Origin of the sequence: Brevundimonas sp. 2YAF1 (assembly GCF_052114745.1) — a bacterium.
Lineage (GTDB): Bacteria > Pseudomonadota > Alphaproteobacteria > Caulobacterales > Caulobacteraceae > Brevundimonas.
The window spans coordinates 288089-305413 of record NZ_JBFRFI010000003.1 but is presented as its reverse complement, the minus strand read 5'-3'; the positions used below and the strand labels follow the sequence as shown (position 1 = coordinate 305413).

Below are 17325 nucleotides of genomic sequence, written 5' to 3'. Positions count from 1 at the left end.
CGGAATGTTCGATGATCAGGCGGATCGGCTGTGGCTCAGCCTGGCCCTGCTGGCGGCTCTGACCGCCGCGCCGGGCCTGTCGGCGGGCGGGGTTCCGCTTTTGCCCCTGTTTCTGGCGCTGGCGGGTCTGGCCTGCGCGGGGCATCGGCCCAGCAGGGCTTTTGTTCTGGAGAAGACCGGCGTGGCGTTCGGCGGGTCGGCGTTGCGGGCCGTTGCGGTTCTGGCGGGGGCGCTGTTGATGATCCAGTTGATGCCGCTCGAACTGGCGCTGCTGATGGCCGGCGACGTCCTGGCCTATGTCGAGGTGGTCGTCGCCGTCAGCCTGATCGCCGGCCATGCGCGCCTGCCGCTGGTCAAGACTCGGCTGCGTCGCGGCGTCGAGGCGGCGGTCCGTTTCTGGCGGCGTCCCGGGACCCGACGGCGCCGATCCGCGCGGCCTCCGCGCCAGCCGGCTTCCCCTGCTGGCGATGAAGACGGCGAGGCCGCGCCCTGGAGCGCGGCGTTCGCCTGAGGCGTTAATGCTTGGCGGCGTCTTCGACGGCCCGGCCGGCGGCCTGAGTGTCCTTACCCGCGCCGGCGACGGTGTTGCAGGCGGCGATGGCGAGAAGGGCGGCGGCGGCGACGAGAATGAACGATTTGCGCATGGTCGGCTCCTGAAAAGGGGCAAAAAGCCCATCGCCGGATCAACGCGACCAGAGCGGGGCGGTTCCTCTCAAGCTGGCCGCGGCGACGGGGCCTGGGCGTCGGGCGTCGCGAAGGTGAGGCGGGCGATGGAGCCGCCGCCCGGGGCCTCGACCATCTCCGCCTGGCCGCGCAGCTGTTTGGCGAAGGCGCTCATCAGGGTCCGCCCGACCCCTGCGCCGATGATCGCGTCGCCCATGCCGGGGCCGTCGTCCTGAACCTCCAGCACGCTGGTGTCGCCGTGGACGCGGAAGCGGACCTGCAGGTCGCCGCCGCGCCCGGCGAAGGCGTGCTTCTGGGCGTTGGAGACGGCTTCGACCAGCCACAGGGCCATGGGCGCCAGCTTGTCGGGGTCGATCACCAGGGGGTCGGCCTGGACCGAACTGGTGACCAGGGGGCCGCGCATGGCCTCGCCGGCCACCAGTTGTCCGACCAACTCGGTCAGGAAGGTGCGCGCGTCGGCCTCGCGGATGTCGTCGCTCTGGTAGAGGGTGCGGTAGATCAGGGCCAGGGCGGTGATCCGCTGGCGGGTGTCGCCCAGGGCCGAGCGGGCCGCCAGGTCGGTCACCGCCCGCTGCTGCATCGACAGCAGCGACGAGATGATCTGAAGGTTGTTCTTCACCCGGTGGTGGATCTCGCGCATCAGCACGTCCTTCTCGTCCAGCGAGTCGAGCAGGGCCTTGTCGCGGCGGGTGATGGTGTCGCCCAGCGTCCCGAGGGTGCGGGCCAGGACGCGGATCTCGGCCGGGGCGTGCTCGGCCTGGATCGGACGCACCGAGAACCGGCCCCGGGCGTAGATGGCGGCGACGCGTTCCAGATAGCCGAGCCAGCGGATCACGATCCGCTCGGACAGCAGCATGACGGCGGCGAAGGCCAGGGCCCAGGCCCCGAGCGGCAGCAGGAGGGTGCCGATCGGATTGAGCCGCGCCCACGACAGAATGCCGGGCGCCGGGGCCGACAGCAGCACGAAGAGATCGCGCCCCGCCAGGGCGGTGCCGGCGTAGACATGCGAACGCCCGGCGGTATCGCGGCTTTCGAACAGCGAGGACCGCCCCTGGCGCGCCTCGGCCACCCAGTCGGTCAGGGCCCCGTCGCCCTTGTCGGTCAGGTCGAAGACGGTCGGATCGGTCGAGACGAGGATGCGCCCCTCGGCGTCGGTCAAGGCCGACTGGGCGCCCGGCGGCAGGGCTGGATCTAAGATGTCGGGCTGAAGCGCCGTCAGCGGGATCACGGCCGCGACGGCGCCCTGGAACGCGCCCAGCGGCCGTTCCGATCGGACGGCGACGATGAGCGAGTTGGGGTCGTTCGGCGCCCGCTCCATGACCACGTCTTCGCCGAGCCTGAGGCGCTGGTACCAGTCCTGCGGGCGGACGTTGTTCGGCCCGGCGGCCCGGTCGGGCGACCGTGAGGCGCACACCTCTTCGCCGGTGGCGCTGTAGCGGTGCAGGGCGGAGATGGCGTCCAGCCGGGCGACCAGCGCCGTCAGGCGCGGCTCGCAGTAAAAGCCGACCGCTTCGGGGGCCAGGGCCTGCAGCAGCACCACGGTGCTGTCGATCCTGGCCTTGGCGTCCGTGGAACTGCGCTCGGCCGACAACTGCAGGTCGATGCGGCGTTCGTCCGCCTGGCGTCGGAATTCGGCCTGGGTCTGGATCGCGCTGAGCAGCAGGATCGGCAGCAGGGCGGCGGCCATGGCCAGGCCCAGACGAAAGCGGATGCCCTGAACGCTGGGGCGACTCAGTCGGCGGGCCCAGGCGCGGCCGAACCGCAGCACCCTAGGTTCGCCCGGCGCCGCTCAACCTGTCGGCGTCCGCCAGGATGGAGCGCATGGCGTCGCCCGCGGCCTTGCCGTCGCGACCGTAACCGCCCCGCTCCAGCGTCGCCTGCAGCGCCTTGCGCGCCCGTGATACGCGACTTTTGACCGTGCCGACGGCGCACTGGCAGATCTCGGCAGCCTCCTCGTAGGCGAAGCCGCCCGCCCCGACCAGGATCAGGGCTTCCCTCTGCTCTTCGGGCAGGGTCTTCAGCGCCTGACGCAACTCGTCCAGGGCGACCGGCGCCTCGGGATCGTCGACCGCGACCAGGGTGCGTTCGGCGGCTTCCTGATCCAACTGGGTCTGGCGCCAGGAGCGGCGCTTTTCGGAGTAGAACTGGTTGCGCAGGATCATGAAGGTCCAGGCCTTCATGTTGGTGCCCATCTGATAACTGGCCCGGGCGTCCCAGGCCTTCATCATCGCTTCCTGGGCCAGGTCGTCCGCCGAAGTGGGGTCGCCGGTCAGGGTGCGCGCGAAGGCCCGCAGATGCGGGATCAGCGTCACCAATTCCTTCTTGAAGGCCGCGTCGTCGGCCGACGGCGGCTTGGGCGGCGCGCTCGAGATGCTCACTGGCCCTCCTTGGCCGACGACCGTTCGTCGGCCCGCCGCAGGATGTCCAGGAACTCGTCCGGGACCGGTTCGTTGACCACCTGGTCGAACATGTGGCGCAACTTCACGCCGATGGCCTGCTGGCGCAGACGCACCTCTTCCAGACCCTGGTCCTTCGACGCGGGCGCGTCGGGACGCGGGCTGGTGTCTTTTGAATCAATCATGGAGTTCCGGCCGCCGCCCAAGCCTTGAGGTGTCGTTCATGGAAGCGGAAAACGCCGCCTCGGTGGAAGAGTTCCTAGCGTCGCGCATTTTTATGCTCAAGCTTGCGAAAGGGGCGGGAACCGTTGCGGATTTGATACGTTGGAATGGATTGCTGCGCCTTCGTATTGAGGGCTTCAACCGTCGGGGAAATTTGTATGAGTCTTCTGGCTAGGCTTGCGCCGCATCTGCCCTACGTCCGCCGCTACGCGCGCGCCCTGACCGGCGACCAGAGCACGGGCGACAACTATGTCCGCGTCGCGCTGGAGGCGCTGGCCGCCGGCGAGCGTCAGCTGCCGACCGACATGACGCCGCGCGTCGCCCTCTATCACGTCTTCCACGCCATCTGGTCCTCGACGGGCGCCCAGCTCGAGGACGGCAGCGGCCTGGAGAGCGGCGACGACGCCTCGCGCCGTCTGATGCGGATTTCGCCGCGGTCGCGCCAGGCCTTCCTGCTGACGGCTCTGGAAGGCTTCACCCCGTCGGAAGCGGCGCAGATTCTCGGCGTCGATCCGCGCACGGTCGAACGCCTGATCGCCGAGGCCCAGACCGACATCGACGCCGAACTGGCCACCGACGTCCTGATCATCGAGGACGAGGCCATCATCTCGGCCGACATCGAAAGCCTGGTGAAGGAACTGGGCCATCGCGTCACCGGCACCGCCACCACCCATGACGAAGCGGTCGACGCCGTGACGCGGCATCGCCCCGGCCTGGTCCTGGCCGACATCCAACTGGCCGACGGCTCGTCGGGCATCGACGCGGTCAAGGACATCCTGAAACGCTTCGACGTGCCGGTCATCTTCATCACCGCCTTCCCCGAGCGGCTGCTGACCGGCGAACGGCCCGAGCCGACCTTCCTGATCACCAAGCCGTTCCAGCCCGAGACGGTGAAGGCGGCGATCAGCCAGGCGCTGTTCTTCCACCCCTCGCGCCAGAAACAGGCCGCCTGACGCTCGCCGAGGCCGTCTCCCGACCTTCGGCCCCGGTGGCGTCCATCGGGGCCCGAGGTTGTCAGGGCTGCGGCGCGGCCGGAGCCGTCGTTGGCGCTGGCGCTGGCCCTGCGGGCGGGGTCGAGGCGTGCGGCCGGCTGAAGGCGGCGGAATCCTCGCGCGTTCCGCCGGCGTCGGGGTTGACGGTCTGGAAGCCGCCGTTGCTCAGCAGCCACATGCCCAGCAACAGGACGGCCGCCGCCCCGCCGGACAGGATCAGCAGCCACAGAATGCGCACGCCGCTGCGGCCCTGACGGACATACTGGGCTTCGATTGGCGCATGGTGCTCGACGGCGTCGGCGGAATGGGAGTGGGGATCCTCATGGGTCATCGCGCTCTCCGGTTCAGAGGTCTGGTTCTGAAACGCAGGCCGCGGCGCGGCTGTTCCGGTCGGGGCGGGGCGCGGAATTATATTTGAGCGGCGCGCGGAACCCGCGACGCAAGCCGTCGTTATGTCAGCGTGGAGACGGCAAAGCCCCCCCGACTTACGACCGGTTCGCCGGTTGGCTGGCTCCACGCCTCATTCTCGATGATGCCACCTCAAGCGGATCCGAAAGGGTCCGCTTTTTTCTGGGAAGGCCCTCGACAGGGGCGCGGCGAGCCGCACTATAGGGTTCTTAAAGAAAACGCATCGGAGACGCGCCATGGCCCTTCGCAATCGTCAGTGGGTTCTTCGCCAGCGGCCCCAGGGGCTGGTCCAGGACGGTGATCTGGAGTTGATCGAGACGCCGGTCCCGGACCTCAAGGAGGCCGAGGTCCTGGTCCGCACCCTCTACCTGTCGCTGGACCCGACCAACCGCACCTGGATGAACGACGCTCAAGGCTATCTGCCGCCGGTGGGCCTGGGCGAGGTCATGCGCGGGCTGACGCTGGGCGTGGTCGAGCAGTCGAAGTCCGAACGGTTCAAGGTCGGCGACGTGGTTACGCCCCTGTCGGGCGGATGGGCCGACTATGCGGTGGTCAATGAACAGGGGCTGCGCCCGGTCCACCGCGCGCCGGGCTTGCCGCTGACGGCCAATCTGTCGGTGCTGGGGATGACCGGCCTGACCGCCTATTTCGGCGTCACCGACGTGCTGAAGGCCAAGCCGGGCGAGACCCTGGTGATCTCGGCGGCGGCGGGCGCCGTCGGCTCCATCGCCGGCCAGGTGGCCAAGCAGCGCGGCGCGCACGTCATCGGCATCGCCGGCGGACCCGACAAATGCCGCTGGCTGACCGAGGAGCTCGGCTTCGACGCCGCCGTCGACTACAAGAACGAGGACGTGGGCGCGGCGCTGGATCGGCTGGCCCCCAACGGCGTCGACCTCAATTTCGAGAACGTCGGCGGCGACATCATGATCGCGGTGTGGAACCGGCTGAACGTCCATGCGCGCATGGCGGTCTGCGGCCTGATCTCCAGCTACAACGCCACGCGGATGCCGCCCTCGCCGAACTTCAGCCGCATCATCACCCACCGCCTGAACGTCCAGGGCTTCCTGGTGCTGGACTACGCCCACCGCGCCAGGGAGATGGTCGCGGAGATGGGGCCGTGGCTGGCCGAGGGGAAGGTCAAGTGGAAGGTCCACGTCGACGACGGCCTGGAAGGAGCGGTGACGTCGCTGAACCGCTTGTTCACCGGCGACCATGACGGCAAGCTGCTGGTGCGGGTGTCGGAAGAGCCCGCCGCCTGAGCCAGGCGCCAGGACAGGAAGCCCCGGATGACCGAACCGCTGCACGTCCATTTCGAGGATCTCGAGGTCGGCCAGGTCGTTCCGCTGGGCGCCTGCGCCGTGGACGCCGAGGCGCTGGACATCTTCGCCGAACGGTTCGCGCCGGGGTGGGACGTGGCCTACGGCGCGCCCGACGCCCTGGTCTTTGCGCTGTGGAGCCGGTTGTCGGTCGAGAAGGCCGGCGGCTGGGCCGGGGCCAAGATGCTGGCGGTCGACGGCCTGCGCTTCCTGCGCAATCCGCCGCCGGGCGAACTGCTGCGCGGCCGCCTGACGGTCATGGGCAAGGATCCGGTGGGCGACGAGAAGGGCATCGTCATCGCCCAGCACGACCTGCTCGACGAAGCCGGACGGCTGGTCTTCTCCTGCCTGACCCGGGGCCTGATCGCGCGACGCTGAGAACCACTTTCCCTTCTTGCCTTGCGGGAGAAGCCGCTCAAGCAGCCCGAAGGGCGTTTGCCCCCCAAGAATCCTTCTCCCGCAAGGGGAGAAGGGATCGCTCAACGGAAAACGCCCCGCCGGAGGTCCGGCGGGGCGTCTGCTTTAGTCTTTCCGACGCCGATCAGGCGTTGGCGGCGACCGGGGTTTCGGCGGCGGCGCGCGTGAAGGCCATGGCGATCAGGCGGTCCCAGCCCAGCAGCGACACCAGGTGGGCGTAGATCTGGCCCAGGGCGCCGTTGTCGCGCAGTTCGACCAGCTTGTCGGCCGGCAGGGCCTTCAGCTTGTCTTCCGACACGGCGAAATACTCGGCCAGCTTCTGCACTTCGCCGGCCGAACCGTCCGGGTTGCGCGGGGTGAAGGAGGCTTCGCGGGTTTCGAACAGGTCCAGGTCGATCAGCAGCTTGACGAAGGATTCCGTGCGCAGGCGCTCCTGCTCGAAATTGTTGCAGAACTCCATCGCGTTGTTGACGTAGTCGCTGGGCTTGTCGCCCTCGAACAGCGGAATCTCGGCGTTCTCGCCGACGAAGGCGGCGGCGCGGTCGATGCACAGGATCATGCGGTTCTGCGTGTCGTCGTTGGCGAAGACGAACGGATAGCGGCGCGCATAGGCCGGAATGTAGGCGTCCGGGCGGAAGTCGCCGTTCTCGATGAACAGGTTGTCGTTCTGGCGCAGGCCCATGGCCACGACCGGCTGCTTCAGGTCGCCGACGAAGACGATCGGATAGGACAGGGCGGCTGGCGCGAACTCGGTCACGGTCAGCGGCACGATATTGGTCTGGGCGACGAAGGCGTAGGGCTTGTCGGCCGGCGTCACGCCCAGCTTGCCGTGGGCCTCGATCGAGATCGGCTCCGGCTGGGTGTAGAACAGGACGTTGCCGGACAGGGCGCCGGACGCTTGGGACGTGGTGTCGGTCATGATGCTTCGGATCGGCTCTGAACAGAAAGGTCGGGCCTTCTAGCCTATGGTCGGGCGCGCGGCAAACGCGGACGTTCGACGAACGCCGGCCCGCCTCGATGCGCCATGCGACGCCGAGGCCGGTTGCGGCGAGGCTGGCGAACCCTTAGCTGTGAGCCATGGGCGCCGCCTGCGATCACGATCACGCCGACAGCCGACCGGGTCCCGCCGAGGTCACGCGGGCGCTTGTCTCCGTTGAGGCGCGCTGCGTCGCCGAAGGCGAGCGCATGACCGCGCCTCGCCGACGCGTGCTGGAACTGTTGTTGGCGGCCGGAGAGCCGGTCAAGGCCTATGACCTGATCGCCCGCTTCGGCGCCGACGGCCAGGCGGCCAAGCCGCCGACGGTCTATCGCGCCCTCGAGTTTCTGGAGCGTCGGGGCGTGGTGCACCGCATCGCCTCGATCAGCGCCTATGTGGCCTGCACCGCCGACGCCGGCGACAGCCGCGTCCACGCCGCCGCCTTCCTGATCTGCGACTGCTGCGGCGCGACGGAAGAGGTCGCGGCGGCCGGCGGCGAGGCCTTCGCCGAGGCGGCGTCCCTGGCCGGCTACGCCATCGAACGCACGACGATCGAGGGCCACGGCCGCTGTCCGGCCTGCCGCGTGGCGGCCTGACGCGCATGGACGCCCTGGCCCTGTCGGCGCCGCGTCGTCTGACCGTTCCCATCGACAACCGCTGGGGCGGCGGCGAGATGGCCGTGCTCGACTTCGGCGATCCCAAGCGTCCGGTCGATCTGGTCTTCGTCCACGCCAACGGCTTCAACGCCTGGACCTATCGCGCCCTGCTGCAGCCCCTGTCCGGCGCCCTGCGCATCTGGGCGCCCGACCTGCGCGGCCATGGCCGCACCCGACTGCCCGCCCAACCGGACGGCCGGCGTAGTTGGAAGGATCACCGCGACGACCTGATCGCCCTGCTGGACGCCATCGACGGCCTGCCCGTGGCCCTGGCCGGCCATTCCATCGGCGGAACCAGCGGCCTGCTGGCCGCGGCCGGGCGGCCCGAGCGGGTGTCGCGCCTGCTGCTGTTGGACCCGGTGATCTGGCGCCGCGAGATGGTGCTGGCGATGAACCTGCCCCTGGTGGGGCGGCTGGCCGAGCGCAATCCGATCGTGGCCGGAACGCGCAAGCGACGCGCCCTGTTCGACAGCCGGAAACAGGCCCTGGCCGCCTATCGCGGGCGCGGGGCCTTCAAGGGCTGGTCGGACATGATGCTGGCCGACTACCTCGTCGACGGTCTGGGCGAGACGGATCGTGGTTTCGAACTGACCTGCACGCCGGCGTGGGAGGCCTCCAACTACGCCGCCCAGGCGCACAATCCCTGGCGCGCCCTGCGGCGCTATCCGGGCGCGGTCCGCATCCTCAAGGCCGAGACCGGCAGTCTCTGCGCCCTGACGGCCTCGAAGGGACCCCCGCTTCAGGTCGAAACCGTCGCGGGTGGCGGGCATCTGTTCCCCATGACCCATCCCGACGTCGTGCGCGACGCCCTGCTCGACCTCGCGGTCTGAGCTTGGCGCGCCGCAAGGCGCACGCTAAAAAAACAAAAAGGGAACGTTGGGGCATCGACCATCATGACGTCAGAACTCACGGTGCGCCGCGCCACGGCTGACGACGCCGCCCGGGTGCACGCCCTGATGCAGGCTCTGGCGGAGCATGAGGGCGATGCGGCCTATCTGGCGGCCACGCCCGATAGTCTGGCCCAGGCCCTTTCGGCCCAGCCGCCGCGCGCCGCCTTTCTGCTGGCGGAAATCGAAGGCCGCGCCGTGGGCTTCGTCTCCTGGACGCGGGTTTACGGCATCTGGCGCGGCGGCGACTATCTCAACCTCGACGACCTGTTCGTCGCCGCCGCCGCGCGCGGCGCAGGCGTTGGCGAGGCGCTGATGCGGACCTTCGCCGCCGAGGCGTCGGCCGAGGGGCTGGCCGCGCGCTGGGAGGTCAGGGCGGACAACCACGGGGCGCGGCGCTTCTATGCGCGCCTGGGCGCCGACCAGGAGGAAAAGGTGGTGGTGCGCTGGACGACCGAGGCCATGCGGACGGCGTTCTGATCCGAACCTGGGTTGTCGTCAGGCTGTTCGGTGCTAGGCCTGAGAGGCGATGTCGTCGTCCGCCGCCTCTTCCCACCTGCCGCGCATCCTCCTGGGATTGCTGATCGGCGCCGTGATCGGCCTGATCCTGCTGGCGCTCGGCGTGGCCGTCCTGGGAAAGGCGGCTGATCCGCGCCGGTCGATGCCCGAGAGCGAGGCGGCGGCCCTGGCGGCCGCGCCCGAAGCGGTCATTCGGTCGAGCGATGAGGCGACGTCGCCTCTGCCCTATCCGGCGGTGGGGCCGGGGTCGCCGCCGCCGCAAGCGCAGGCCGAAACCCCGGCGAGGGCCGCGACCTCGATCTGGCGCTCGATCTTCGACGACGCGGATGTGCCGGGCGAGGATGTGGTCGAACCCGCCGCCGCGCCGTCTGTCGCCGCGTCTCCGCGTCCCGCGCCGCGACCGCCCCCGCCGCGCCGCCCGCCCGAGGCGCAGCGTCAGGACGACAGCCTGTTCTTCTGAGGCGTCAGGTCAGCCGGGCGCAGGCGTGGATCAGCCGCTCCACGTCTTCCTCGCTCTGGTACAGGCCGAAGCCGAAGCGGATCACGTCGTCACGCACGTCGGTGACGATGTTCATGTGCTGCAGGTCGGCCTTCCAGCGCGAGGCCTCGTCCGAGCGCAGGGCCAGAAAGCGCGCGCGGGGGGCGTCGCCTTCGACCGGGTTCAGGATCTCGGCCTGCGACAGGGCGCCCGCCTCGCCGGCCCTGACCGCCGTCTGGAACCGGCTTTGCAGCCCGCGGGCATGGGCGGCGATGTCGGCGGTGCTCAGCCCCCGCTCGTCCAGCATCCGGCGCACGGCGTTGAAGCGATAAAGCGCGCTGACGTCGAAGGTGGCGCCCCAGAAGCGGCCGCCGTCGGTGCGGTACTGGACCCCGCCGGGCGGGCCTTCCAGATGGCCGAACTCGGCGAACCAGCCGGTGATGACCGGGCGCGGGCAGAAGCCGGGCGGGGCGTGCAGGAAACAGGCCCCTTCGCCGGCCATGGCGTATTTGTAGCCGCCCGCCAGATAGAAGACCTTGTCGGCCACGGTCGACAAATCGGTCGGGGTGGCCATGAAGCCGTGATAGCCGTCGACCACCACCCACGGACCCGCCGGATCAGCCAGAGCCGCCAGTTCGGCGACCGCGTCGAACACCTGGCCGGTGCGAAAGAAGACCTGGCTGACCAGGATCAGGTCGTGCCCGCCCGCGCGGGCCGCCGCCACGAAGCGCTCGGCGAAGGTGGCGGAGGGGTGCAGCGGCACCCGCGTGACCACGGCCTCGCCCGCCTCCTCCCAGCGTTCCGACTGGCGGCGGAAGGAGTGGAATTCGCCATCGGTGGACAGGATGCGGACCGGCTTGGTCTCGAGCCCTGAGACGATGCGCAGCAAGAAGTCATGGGTGTTGGGGGCGAAGACGAGGCTGTCGGGCGAGGGCAGGTTCAGCTCGCGCGCCACGTGACCTTGCGCCTCGGGAATGACCTCGCCGAAGATCAGGTCCCACTTGCGGTCGGCGAAGCGGTTGGCCTCGGCCCAGGCCTGGACCTGGGCGTCGAAGGAGGCGTCGGGCCACAGGTGATGGCTGTGGGCGGCGAAATGCAGCCGTTCGGGATCGAGGCCCAGCGCACGCGAGAAGAGGGGCTTGTAGCTCATGCTCCGACCTTACCCGGATCGCGCATCGGCCCAAGTGAAAAGGTAGGGATCCCTCTCGACCGCTCATCCCGGCGTCCGCCGGGATGAGCGGGAAATTTAGAGCACCCAGAAAAAAGGCGGGCCGCTTTCGCGAACCCGCCTCAGTATTTCCTAGATCAAGCTGCCGTGGCAGTGCTTGAACTTGCGGCCCGAGCCGCAGGGGCAGTCGGCGTTGCGGCTGGTGCGTTCCCAGTCGGCGGGCAGGGCCTCGACCGGCAGCTTGGAGCGGTCGTCGCCGGTCAGCATGCCTTCCGGGTTCTGGGCCATCGGGTTGAGCATTTCGTTCTCGCCCGTGCCGGGGTTCAGGTGGATTTCCTGGAACTCGGGCATCTCCATGGCTGGCGGGGCCTCGAAGCGGAACTCGACGGTCATCAGCCAGCGGGTGACGTTGTGGCGCAGGTCGTGCAGCAGCGTCTCGAACAGGTTGAAGGCTTCGGTCTTGTATTCGTTCAGCGGGTCGCGCTGGCCGTAACCACGCAGGCCGATGACGCCGCGCAGGTGGTCCAGATGGACCAGATGCTCGCGCCACTGCATGTCGATCATCTGCAGCATGAACTGCTTTTCCAGACCGCGGGTCTGGTCGGCGCCGATCATTTCCAGACGCTCGGCGGCGCGGGCCTCGGCGGCGGCCATCAGCCGCTCTTCGATTTCCTCGTTGGAGACGCCTTCCTCGGCGGCCCATTCGCGCAGCGGCAGTTCGAGGCCCAGGGTCGAGCGGACCTTCTCGTCCAGCCCTTCCATGTCCCACTGCTCGGCGTAGGCCTTGGGCGGCATGTAGCGCTCGACCAGATCGTTGATCACGTCGCTGCGGAAATCGGCCACCAGTTCCGACAGGTCCTGGGCGTCCATGAACTCCTGGCGCTGTTCGAACACGGCCTTGCGCTGGTCGTTGACGACGTCGTCGTACTTCAGCACGTTCTTGCGCATGTCGTAGTTGCGCGCCTCGACCCGCTTCTGGGCCGTCTCGACGGCGCGGTTCAGCCAGGGGTGGCTGATGGCCTCGCCCTCGGCGACGCCGAAGCTGCGCATGATCGAGTCCAGACGGTCGCCGGCGAAGATGCGCAGCAGGTCGTCTTCGCACGACAGGTAGAATTTCGAGGTGCCGGGGTCGCCCTGACGGCCGGTGCGGCCGCGCAGCTGGTTGTCGATGCGGCGGCTTTCGTGGCGCTCGGTGCCGAGCACGAACAGACCGCCGGCGGCCAGGGCCGTCTCGCGGTTCACCGCGATCTCGGACTTGTACTCGGCCTCCATCACGGCCAGCGCCTCGGGCGTGACCTCGACGCCCATGTTGCGCTGTTCCTGGGTCCAGCGCTGGATGCGCATCTCCAGGTTGCCGCCCAGCTGAATGTCGGTGCCGCGACCGGCCATGTTGGTGGCGATGGTCACCGCGCCGGGCAGGCCGGCGTCGGCGACGATATAGGCTTCCTGCTCGTGCTGGCGCGCGTTCAGGACGTTGTGCGGAATGCCGCGGCCCGTGACGAAAGTGATGTCGTAGGCGTCGTCGCCGACCTTCTGGGCGTCCTTCTCTCGGCCGGCGTATTCGGCCTTGAGGGTGCGGCCGGTCTCGACCTTGTATTCATAGGTGTTGAGGACTTCGGACAGTTCCTCGGACTTTTCGATCGACACGGTGCCGACCAGGATCGGCTGACCCTTGACGTGGCACTCGGCGATCTGGGCGGCGATGGCGGCATTCTTCTCGCCGAAGGTGCGATAGACCTCGTCGTCGTAGTCCTTGCGCAGGATCGGCCGGTTGGTCGGCACTTCCAGGACGTCCATCTTGTAGATGTCGAGGAATTCCTGGGCTTCGGTCGCCGCCGTGCCGGTCATGCCGGACAGCTTTTCGTAGAGGCGGAAATAGTTCTGGATCGTCACCGAGGCCAGGGTCTGGTTCTCGGGCATGATCTTGACGTCTTCCTTGGCCTCGATGGCCTGGTGAAGACCTTCGGACAGGCGACGGCCCGTCATCATGCGGCCAGTGTATTCGTCGATCAGGACGATCTCGCCGCCCTTGATGATGTAGTCCTTGTCGCGCTGGTACAGGGTGTTGGCGCGCAGGGCCTGATTGGTGTGGTGGACCAGGCTGACGTTGGCCGGATCGTACAGGTCGTTGGTGTTTTCGGCGAAGTGGCCGCCGGTCTCCAGCATCTCCTCGATGCGTTCCGAGCCGAGCTCGGTCAGCAGGGCCTGGCGCTGCTTCTCGTCCAGGTCGTAGGTGGCCTTGTCCTGGATCAACTCCTTCACGATCGCGTCGACGATCTTGTAGAGGTCCGAACGATCCTCGGTCGGTCCCGAGATGATCAGAGGCGTGCGCGCCTCGTCGATCAGGATGGAGTCGACCTCGTCGACGATGGCGAAATGGTGGGTCCGCTGCACCATCTCGCGCCGGTCATAGACCAGGTTGTCGCGCAGATAGTCGAAGCCGAATTCGTTGTTGGTGCCGTAGGTGATGTCGGCGTTGTAGGCCGCCTGACGCTGGCCCTGCGACAGGCCATTGACGATGACGCCGACTTCGAGGCCCAGGAAGCGATAGACGCGGCCCATGGTCTCGGCGTCGCGGCGCGCCAGATAGTCGTTGACGGTGATGACGTGGACGCCCTTGCCCGCCAGGGCGTTCAGATAGACCGGGGCCACGGCCACCAGGGTCTTGCCTTCGCCGGTCCGCATTTCGGCGATGCCGCCTTCATGCAGGATCATGCCGCCGGCCAGTTGCACGTCGTACTGACGCTGGCCCAGGACCCGCTTGGACGCCTCGCGCACCACGGCGAAGGCTTCGTTCTGGATCTTGTCCAGGCTCTCGCCGGCTTCGATCCGGTCCTTGAAGGTCTGCGTCATCATGCGCAGTTCGTCGTCCGAGAAGGCCTCGAACTTGGATTCCAGGGCGTTGATCTTCTGCGCCTGGGCCTGGAAGGCCTTGACCTTGCGGTCGTTGGAGGAGCCGAGGATTTTCTTGGCGAAGCCGAGCATGGGCGATCCGGTAAAGGCGGTCGAGCGGCTGAAGGCTCTGAAACAGGAAGCGTCGTGATCGAAGGCCCGGATCGACGCCGGTCCCGGCGACCCCCGAAATACGGGACGCGCGCAGGGGCCGCGCAGACGATCGAAAACCCCTCGACTTGGGCGCAGCCGGGACTTAAGCACCGCCCTAACCCCTGTCAACGCGAGGGGCTTTCATGGGCTTGGCGAGACAGGCCCTCCGACCTCGCTTTTCGGCCCCGTTTTCCGCCTGCCCGGAGCGCCTGATGCGTCTTTCGCGTCCCTCCTTTCGAATCCTGCGGCCTCTGCTGGCGTCGGCTCTTCTGGCCCTGACGCTGATGGCCGCCTGCGGGCGCGGCGATGTGGAAACGCCGCCCGAGAAGGACGATCTGGTCGTGGCGCGGGTTCAGGACCGTTCGGTCTGGGCCTCGGACGTGCGTCGCGAGGCGGTGGCCCAGGGCCTGATCGGCGACGATGACCCGCTGGACATCAAGTCAGAACTGTTCCGCCGCGTGCTGGACGAGGTGGTGGATCAGAAGCTGCTGGCCGCCGAGGCCCGCCGCCGCGGTCTGGACAAGAGCGCTGCGGCCCAGCGGCGGCTGGAGGCGGTGCATGAACGCATCCTCGGCGACATGCTGGTGGAATCCGTCGTCAGCGGCGCCGTGTCCGACCAGGCGGTCGAGCGGCTCTATCAGGAGCAGCAGCGCCGGGCGCAGACGACCGAAGAGGTCCGCGTCCGCCTGATCCTGTCGCACACCAAGGAACAGGCCGACGCCGTGGTCGGGGTGCTGGGCCAGGGCGCCGCCTTCGAGGCGGTGGCCGCCCAGCGGTCGGTCGACGACGCCACCCGCTATTCCGGCGGCGACCTGGGCTATTCGACGCTCGACGTCCTGCCCGACGCCTACGCCGCCGCCGTGCGCGGCCAGGCCCCGGGCGTCGTGGTCGGGCCGGTCCAGACCGAGGGCGGCTGGGCCGTTCTCCGCGTCGAGGACCGCCGCCTGGAAACGCCGCCGACGCTGGATCAGGCCCGCCCTCTTATTGTCCGCTACCTGACCTATGAGGGCGTGCGGCAACTGCTGGAGCAACTTCGCGGCAAGGCCTCGCTCGAAGTCTTCCTCAATCCCGCCAAACCGGCCGCCCAACCGGCCGCCAAGTCGGTCGCTCTTCCTCCTGTCGCTGCGGCCCCGGCCGCGCCTGTCACCCCCGCCGGAACCGTCGCCTCATGAACCGTCCGCCCGCCAAATCCGGCTCGACCGGCCAGATGATCGAATCCGCCCTCGAAAAGGCGCTGGACCCGCTGACCTCGGCCCTGAAGCGCGCCGCCCAGCCGTCGGCCGCCAAGGCTTCCCCCGGCAAGCCGGGCCTGATGATCTCGCCCCTGGCCGTGCCCTTCCCGACCATTCCGCCCATCGGCGGGGTCGAAATCGCCACCGCCCGCGCCGGATTCTACAAGCACGAGCGCGACGATCTGGTGGTCTTCCACTTCCCCGAGGGGGCGTCCTGCGCCGGCGTCTTCACCCGTCACAAGGTCGGCTCGGCCCCGGTCGACTGGTGCAAGCGCCAGCTGGAAGCCGATAGGGGCGGCGGCGAGGGGGTCAAGGCCCTGGTCGTCAACGCCGGCTGCGCCAACGCCTTCACCGGCAAGGCGGGAGCCGACGCGGCCCGCCGCACGGCTGCCGAAGTCGCCAAGCGCTTCGATTGCCGCCAACGCGACGTCATGCTGGCCTCGACCGGCGTCATCGGCGTGGTGCTGGACGAGACCAAGATCACCGCCCGCCTGGCCGACATCGAGGCGGGGCTGAAGGCCGACGCCTGGGCGCAAGCCGGGCTCGGCATCATGACCACGGACACCTTCCCCAAGGGCTCCTACGCCGAGTGCGAGATCGAGGGGGTCAAGGTCAAGATCGCCGGCATCGCCAAGGGCTCGGGCATGATCGCGCCCGACATGGCGACCATGCTGGCCTTCATCGTCACCGACGCCGATATCGCCCCGCCGGTGCTGAAAGCCCTGCTGAACCTGCACGTCCGCACCACCTTCAACAGCGTGACGGTGGATGGCGACACCTCGACCAACGACACGGCCCTGCTGTTCGCCACGGGCGCCTCGGGCGCGCCGCGCGTCGGCCGGGTCGGCGACCGCCGTCTGAAGGAATTCTCGGCGGCGCTGGACAAGGTCATGCTCGATCTGGCGCACCAACTGGTCAAGGACGGCGAGGGCGCGACCAAGTTCGTCCGCATCACCGTGGACGGCGCAGCCTCGCCCGCCTCGGCGCGCAAGCTGGCCAAGTCGATCGCCGACAGCCCCCTGGTGAAAACCGCAATCGCCGGCGAGGACGCCAACTGGGGCCGCATCGTCATGGCGGTGGGCAAGACCGAGGAGGCCGTGGACCGCGACCGTCTGGCCATCAATTTCGGCCCCCACGTCGCCGCCGTCGACGGCGCCCCGTCGCCGACCTACGACGAGGCCCAGATGAGCGCCTATATGAAGAACGCCGAGATCGACATCACGGTGCATGTGGGTTCGGGCCGGGCCTCGGCCACGGTGTGGACCTGCGACCTGACCAAGCGCTACATCGAGATCAACGGGGACTATCGCTCGTGAGCGAGGCGGCGGTTCCTACCGTTCTCGTCGTCGCCGTCGCCCTGATCGATGCCGACGGCCGGGTGCTGATCGCCAAGCGGCCCGAGGGCAAGCAGTTGGCGGGGCTGTGGGAATTCCCCGGCGGCAAGGTCGAGCCTGGCGAGCGGCCCGAGCAGGCCCTGATCCGCGAGCTGAAGGAAGAACTGGGCATCGACGTCAACGAGGCCTGCCTGGCCCCCTTCGTGTTTACCAGTCACGCTTACGATTCATTTCATCTCTTGATGCCACTGTATCTGTGTCGGCGTTGGTCCGGCGTGGTCGTCGCCCGCGAACATGCGGGTCTGGCCTGGGTGAAGCCGAACAAGCTGTCGGACTATCCCATGCCGCCGGCCGACGAACCCCTGGTCGCCTGGTTGCGCGACCTGCTCTGACCAGCCGCCGCGGGAGGGGGCCAGGATGCGACGTTTCATCGGCCGGCTCTATCGCGACGACAGCGGCGCCACCGCCATCGAGTACGGCCTGATCGCGGGCCTGGTCTTCCTGGCCATCGTCACCGCCATCGGCGCCTTCACCTCGAAGTCGGGCGCCATGTACGACTGGATCGGCGCCGTCATCACGACGGCCATCGGCTAGA

General features: G+C 68.7%; 20 protein-coding genes. 12 read left to right on the top strand and 8 right to left on the bottom strand.

Annotated features, from left to right (window positions below; genetic code table 11):
* Positions 1 to 4: 4 nt before the first annotated feature.
* Positions 5 to 511 (top strand): hypothetical protein, encoded by a 507-nt coding sequence (locus tag AB4Y68_RS06710; RefSeq protein WP_441454730.1) that lies wholly within the window; start codon positions 5 to 7, stop codon positions 509 to 511.
* A 4-nt stretch (positions 512 to 515) separates the two neighbouring features.
* Here AB4Y68_RS06710 and AB4Y68_RS06705 read toward each other — a convergent pair whose 3' ends face one another.
* The 4 genes from AB4Y68_RS06705 to nepR form a co-directional block, all read right to left on the bottom strand.
* Positions 516 to 644, bottom strand: a complete 129-nt coding sequence (locus tag AB4Y68_RS06705; RefSeq protein ID WP_441454729.1) for an entericidin A/B family lipoprotein — start codon at positions 642 to 644, stop codon at positions 516 to 518.
* A 68-nt stretch (positions 645 to 712) separates the two neighbouring features.
* Positions 713 to 2371, bottom strand: a complete 1659-nt coding sequence (phyK, locus tag AB4Y68_RS06700; protein WP_441454762.1) for a sensor histidine kinase PhyK — start codon at positions 2369 to 2371, stop codon at positions 713 to 715.
* An 82-nt stretch (positions 2372 to 2453) separates the two neighbouring features.
* Positions 2454 to 3062 (bottom strand): sigma-70 family RNA polymerase sigma factor, encoded by a 609-nt coding sequence (locus tag AB4Y68_RS06695; RefSeq protein WP_441454728.1) that lies wholly within the window; start codon positions 3060 to 3062, stop codon positions 2454 to 2456.
* Positions 3059 to 3265, bottom strand: a complete 207-nt coding sequence (gene nepR, locus AB4Y68_RS06690) for an anti-sigma T factor NepR (RefSeq protein ID WP_441454727.1) — start codon at positions 3263 to 3265, stop codon at positions 3059 to 3061. Before nepR ends, AB4Y68_RS06695 begins: the two co-directional genes overlap by 4 nt.
* 195 nt (positions 3266 to 3460) lie before the next feature.
* Here nepR and phyR point away from each other — a divergent pair, with 195 nt between their 5' ends.
* A complete protein-coding gene (gene phyR / locus AB4Y68_RS06685) occupies positions 3461 to 4255 on the top strand; it encodes an anti-anti sigma factor/receiver protein PhyR (protein ID WP_441454726.1) in 795 nt (264 codons plus the stop codon).
* A 61-nt stretch (positions 4256 to 4316) separates the two neighbouring features.
* On the opposite strand, the gene AB4Y68_RS06680 is transcribed toward phyR, so the two are convergent.
* Positions 4317 to 4625 (bottom strand): hypothetical protein, encoded by a 309-nt coding sequence (locus AB4Y68_RS06680; RefSeq protein ID WP_441454725.1) that lies wholly within the window; start codon positions 4623 to 4625, stop codon positions 4317 to 4319.
* 313 nt (positions 4626 to 4938) lie between these two features.
* On the opposite strand from AB4Y68_RS06680, the gene AB4Y68_RS06675 reads away from it, so the two are divergent.
* Positions 4939 to 5961 carry an NADP-dependent oxidoreductase gene (locus AB4Y68_RS06675; protein WP_441454724.1) on the top strand — a complete coding sequence of 341 codons (1023 nt, stop codon included), beginning with the start codon at positions 4939 to 4941 and terminating at the stop codon, positions 5959 to 5961.
* Positions 5962 to 5988: 27 nt separating this feature from the next.
* Positions 5989 to 6396, top strand: a complete 408-nt coding sequence (locus AB4Y68_RS06670) for a MaoC family dehydratase (RefSeq protein ID WP_441454723.1) — start codon at positions 5989 to 5991, stop codon at positions 6394 to 6396.
* A gap of 163 nt (positions 6397 to 6559) precedes the next feature.
* Here AB4Y68_RS06670 and AB4Y68_RS06665 read toward each other — a convergent pair whose 3' ends face one another.
* Positions 6560 to 7354 carry a SapC family protein gene (locus AB4Y68_RS06665; RefSeq protein WP_441454722.1) on the bottom strand — a complete coding sequence of 265 codons (795 nt, stop codon included), beginning with the start codon at positions 7352 to 7354 and terminating at the stop codon, positions 6560 to 6562.
* 158 nt (positions 7355 to 7512) lie between these two features.
* Between AB4Y68_RS06665 and AB4Y68_RS06660 the strand changes: the two genes are divergently transcribed.
* The 4 genes from AB4Y68_RS06660 to AB4Y68_RS06645 all read left to right on the top strand — a co-directional run bounded on the left by AB4Y68_RS06660 (position 7513) and on the right by AB4Y68_RS06645 (position 9933).
* Positions 7513 to 8007 (top strand): Fur family transcriptional regulator, encoded by a 495-nt coding sequence (locus tag AB4Y68_RS06660; RefSeq protein ID WP_441454721.1) that lies wholly within the window; start codon positions 7513 to 7515, stop codon positions 8005 to 8007.
* A 5-nt stretch (positions 8008 to 8012) separates the two neighbouring features.
* A complete protein-coding gene (locus tag AB4Y68_RS06655; RefSeq protein ID WP_441454720.1) occupies positions 8013 to 8897 on the top strand; it encodes an alpha/beta fold hydrolase in 885 nt (294 codons plus the stop codon).
* 63 nt (positions 8898 to 8960) lie between these two features.
* Complete coding sequence (locus AB4Y68_RS06650; protein WP_441454719.1) at positions 8961 to 9434, top strand: GNAT family N-acetyltransferase; 474 nt, start codon at positions 8961 to 8963, stop codon at positions 9432 to 9434.
* Between the two features lie 49 nt (positions 9435 to 9483).
* Positions 9484 to 9933: a hypothetical protein gene (locus AB4Y68_RS06645; protein WP_441454718.1), complete on the top strand. Its 450-nt coding sequence runs from the start codon at positions 9484 to 9486 to the stop codon at positions 9931 to 9933.
* Between the two features lie 4 nt (positions 9934 to 9937).
* Here AB4Y68_RS06645 and AB4Y68_RS06640 read toward each other — a convergent pair whose 3' ends face one another.
* Both AB4Y68_RS06640 and secA read right to left on the bottom strand, forming a co-directional pair.
* Entirely contained in the window at positions 9938 to 11101 is a 1164-nt protein-coding gene (locus tag AB4Y68_RS06640) for an aminotransferase class V-fold PLP-dependent enzyme (protein ID WP_441454717.1), read from the bottom strand.
* Positions 11102 to 11251: 150 nt separating this feature from the next.
* Positions 11252 to 14104: a preprotein translocase subunit SecA gene (gene secA, locus AB4Y68_RS06635; RefSeq protein WP_441454716.1), complete on the bottom strand. Its 2853-nt coding sequence runs from the start codon at positions 14102 to 14104 to the stop codon at positions 11252 to 11254.
* A gap of 272 nt (positions 14105 to 14376) precedes the next feature.
* On the opposite strand from secA, the gene AB4Y68_RS06630 reads away from it, so the two are divergent.
* Genes AB4Y68_RS06630 through AB4Y68_RS06615 form a run of 4 tightly spaced genes read left to right on the top strand, consistent with a single transcriptional unit; the run spans position 14377 to position 17324 of the window.
* Positions 14377 to 15336 carry a peptidylprolyl isomerase gene (locus AB4Y68_RS06630; RefSeq protein ID WP_441454715.1) on the top strand — a complete coding sequence of 320 codons (960 nt, stop codon included), beginning with the start codon at positions 14377 to 14379 and terminating at the stop codon, positions 15334 to 15336.
* A complete protein-coding gene (gene argJ / locus AB4Y68_RS06625; protein ID WP_441454714.1) occupies positions 15333 to 16712 on the top strand; it encodes a bifunctional glutamate N-acetyltransferase/amino-acid acetyltransferase ArgJ in 1380 nt (459 codons plus the stop codon). The genes AB4Y68_RS06630 and argJ overlap by 4 nt, the downstream gene beginning before the upstream one ends.
* A complete protein-coding gene (locus tag AB4Y68_RS06620) occupies positions 16709 to 17122 on the top strand; it encodes a (deoxy)nucleoside triphosphate pyrophosphohydrolase (RefSeq protein WP_441454713.1) in 414 nt (137 codons plus the stop codon). Before argJ ends, AB4Y68_RS06620 begins: the two co-directional genes overlap by 4 nt.
* A 25-nt stretch (positions 17123 to 17147) precedes the next feature.
* On the top strand, positions 17148 to 17324 hold the full coding sequence (locus AB4Y68_RS06615) for a Flp family type IVb pilin (RefSeq protein ID WP_441454712.1): 177 nt from the start codon (positions 17148 to 17150) through the stop codon (positions 17322 to 17324).
* Position 17325: the final 1 nt, after the last annotated feature.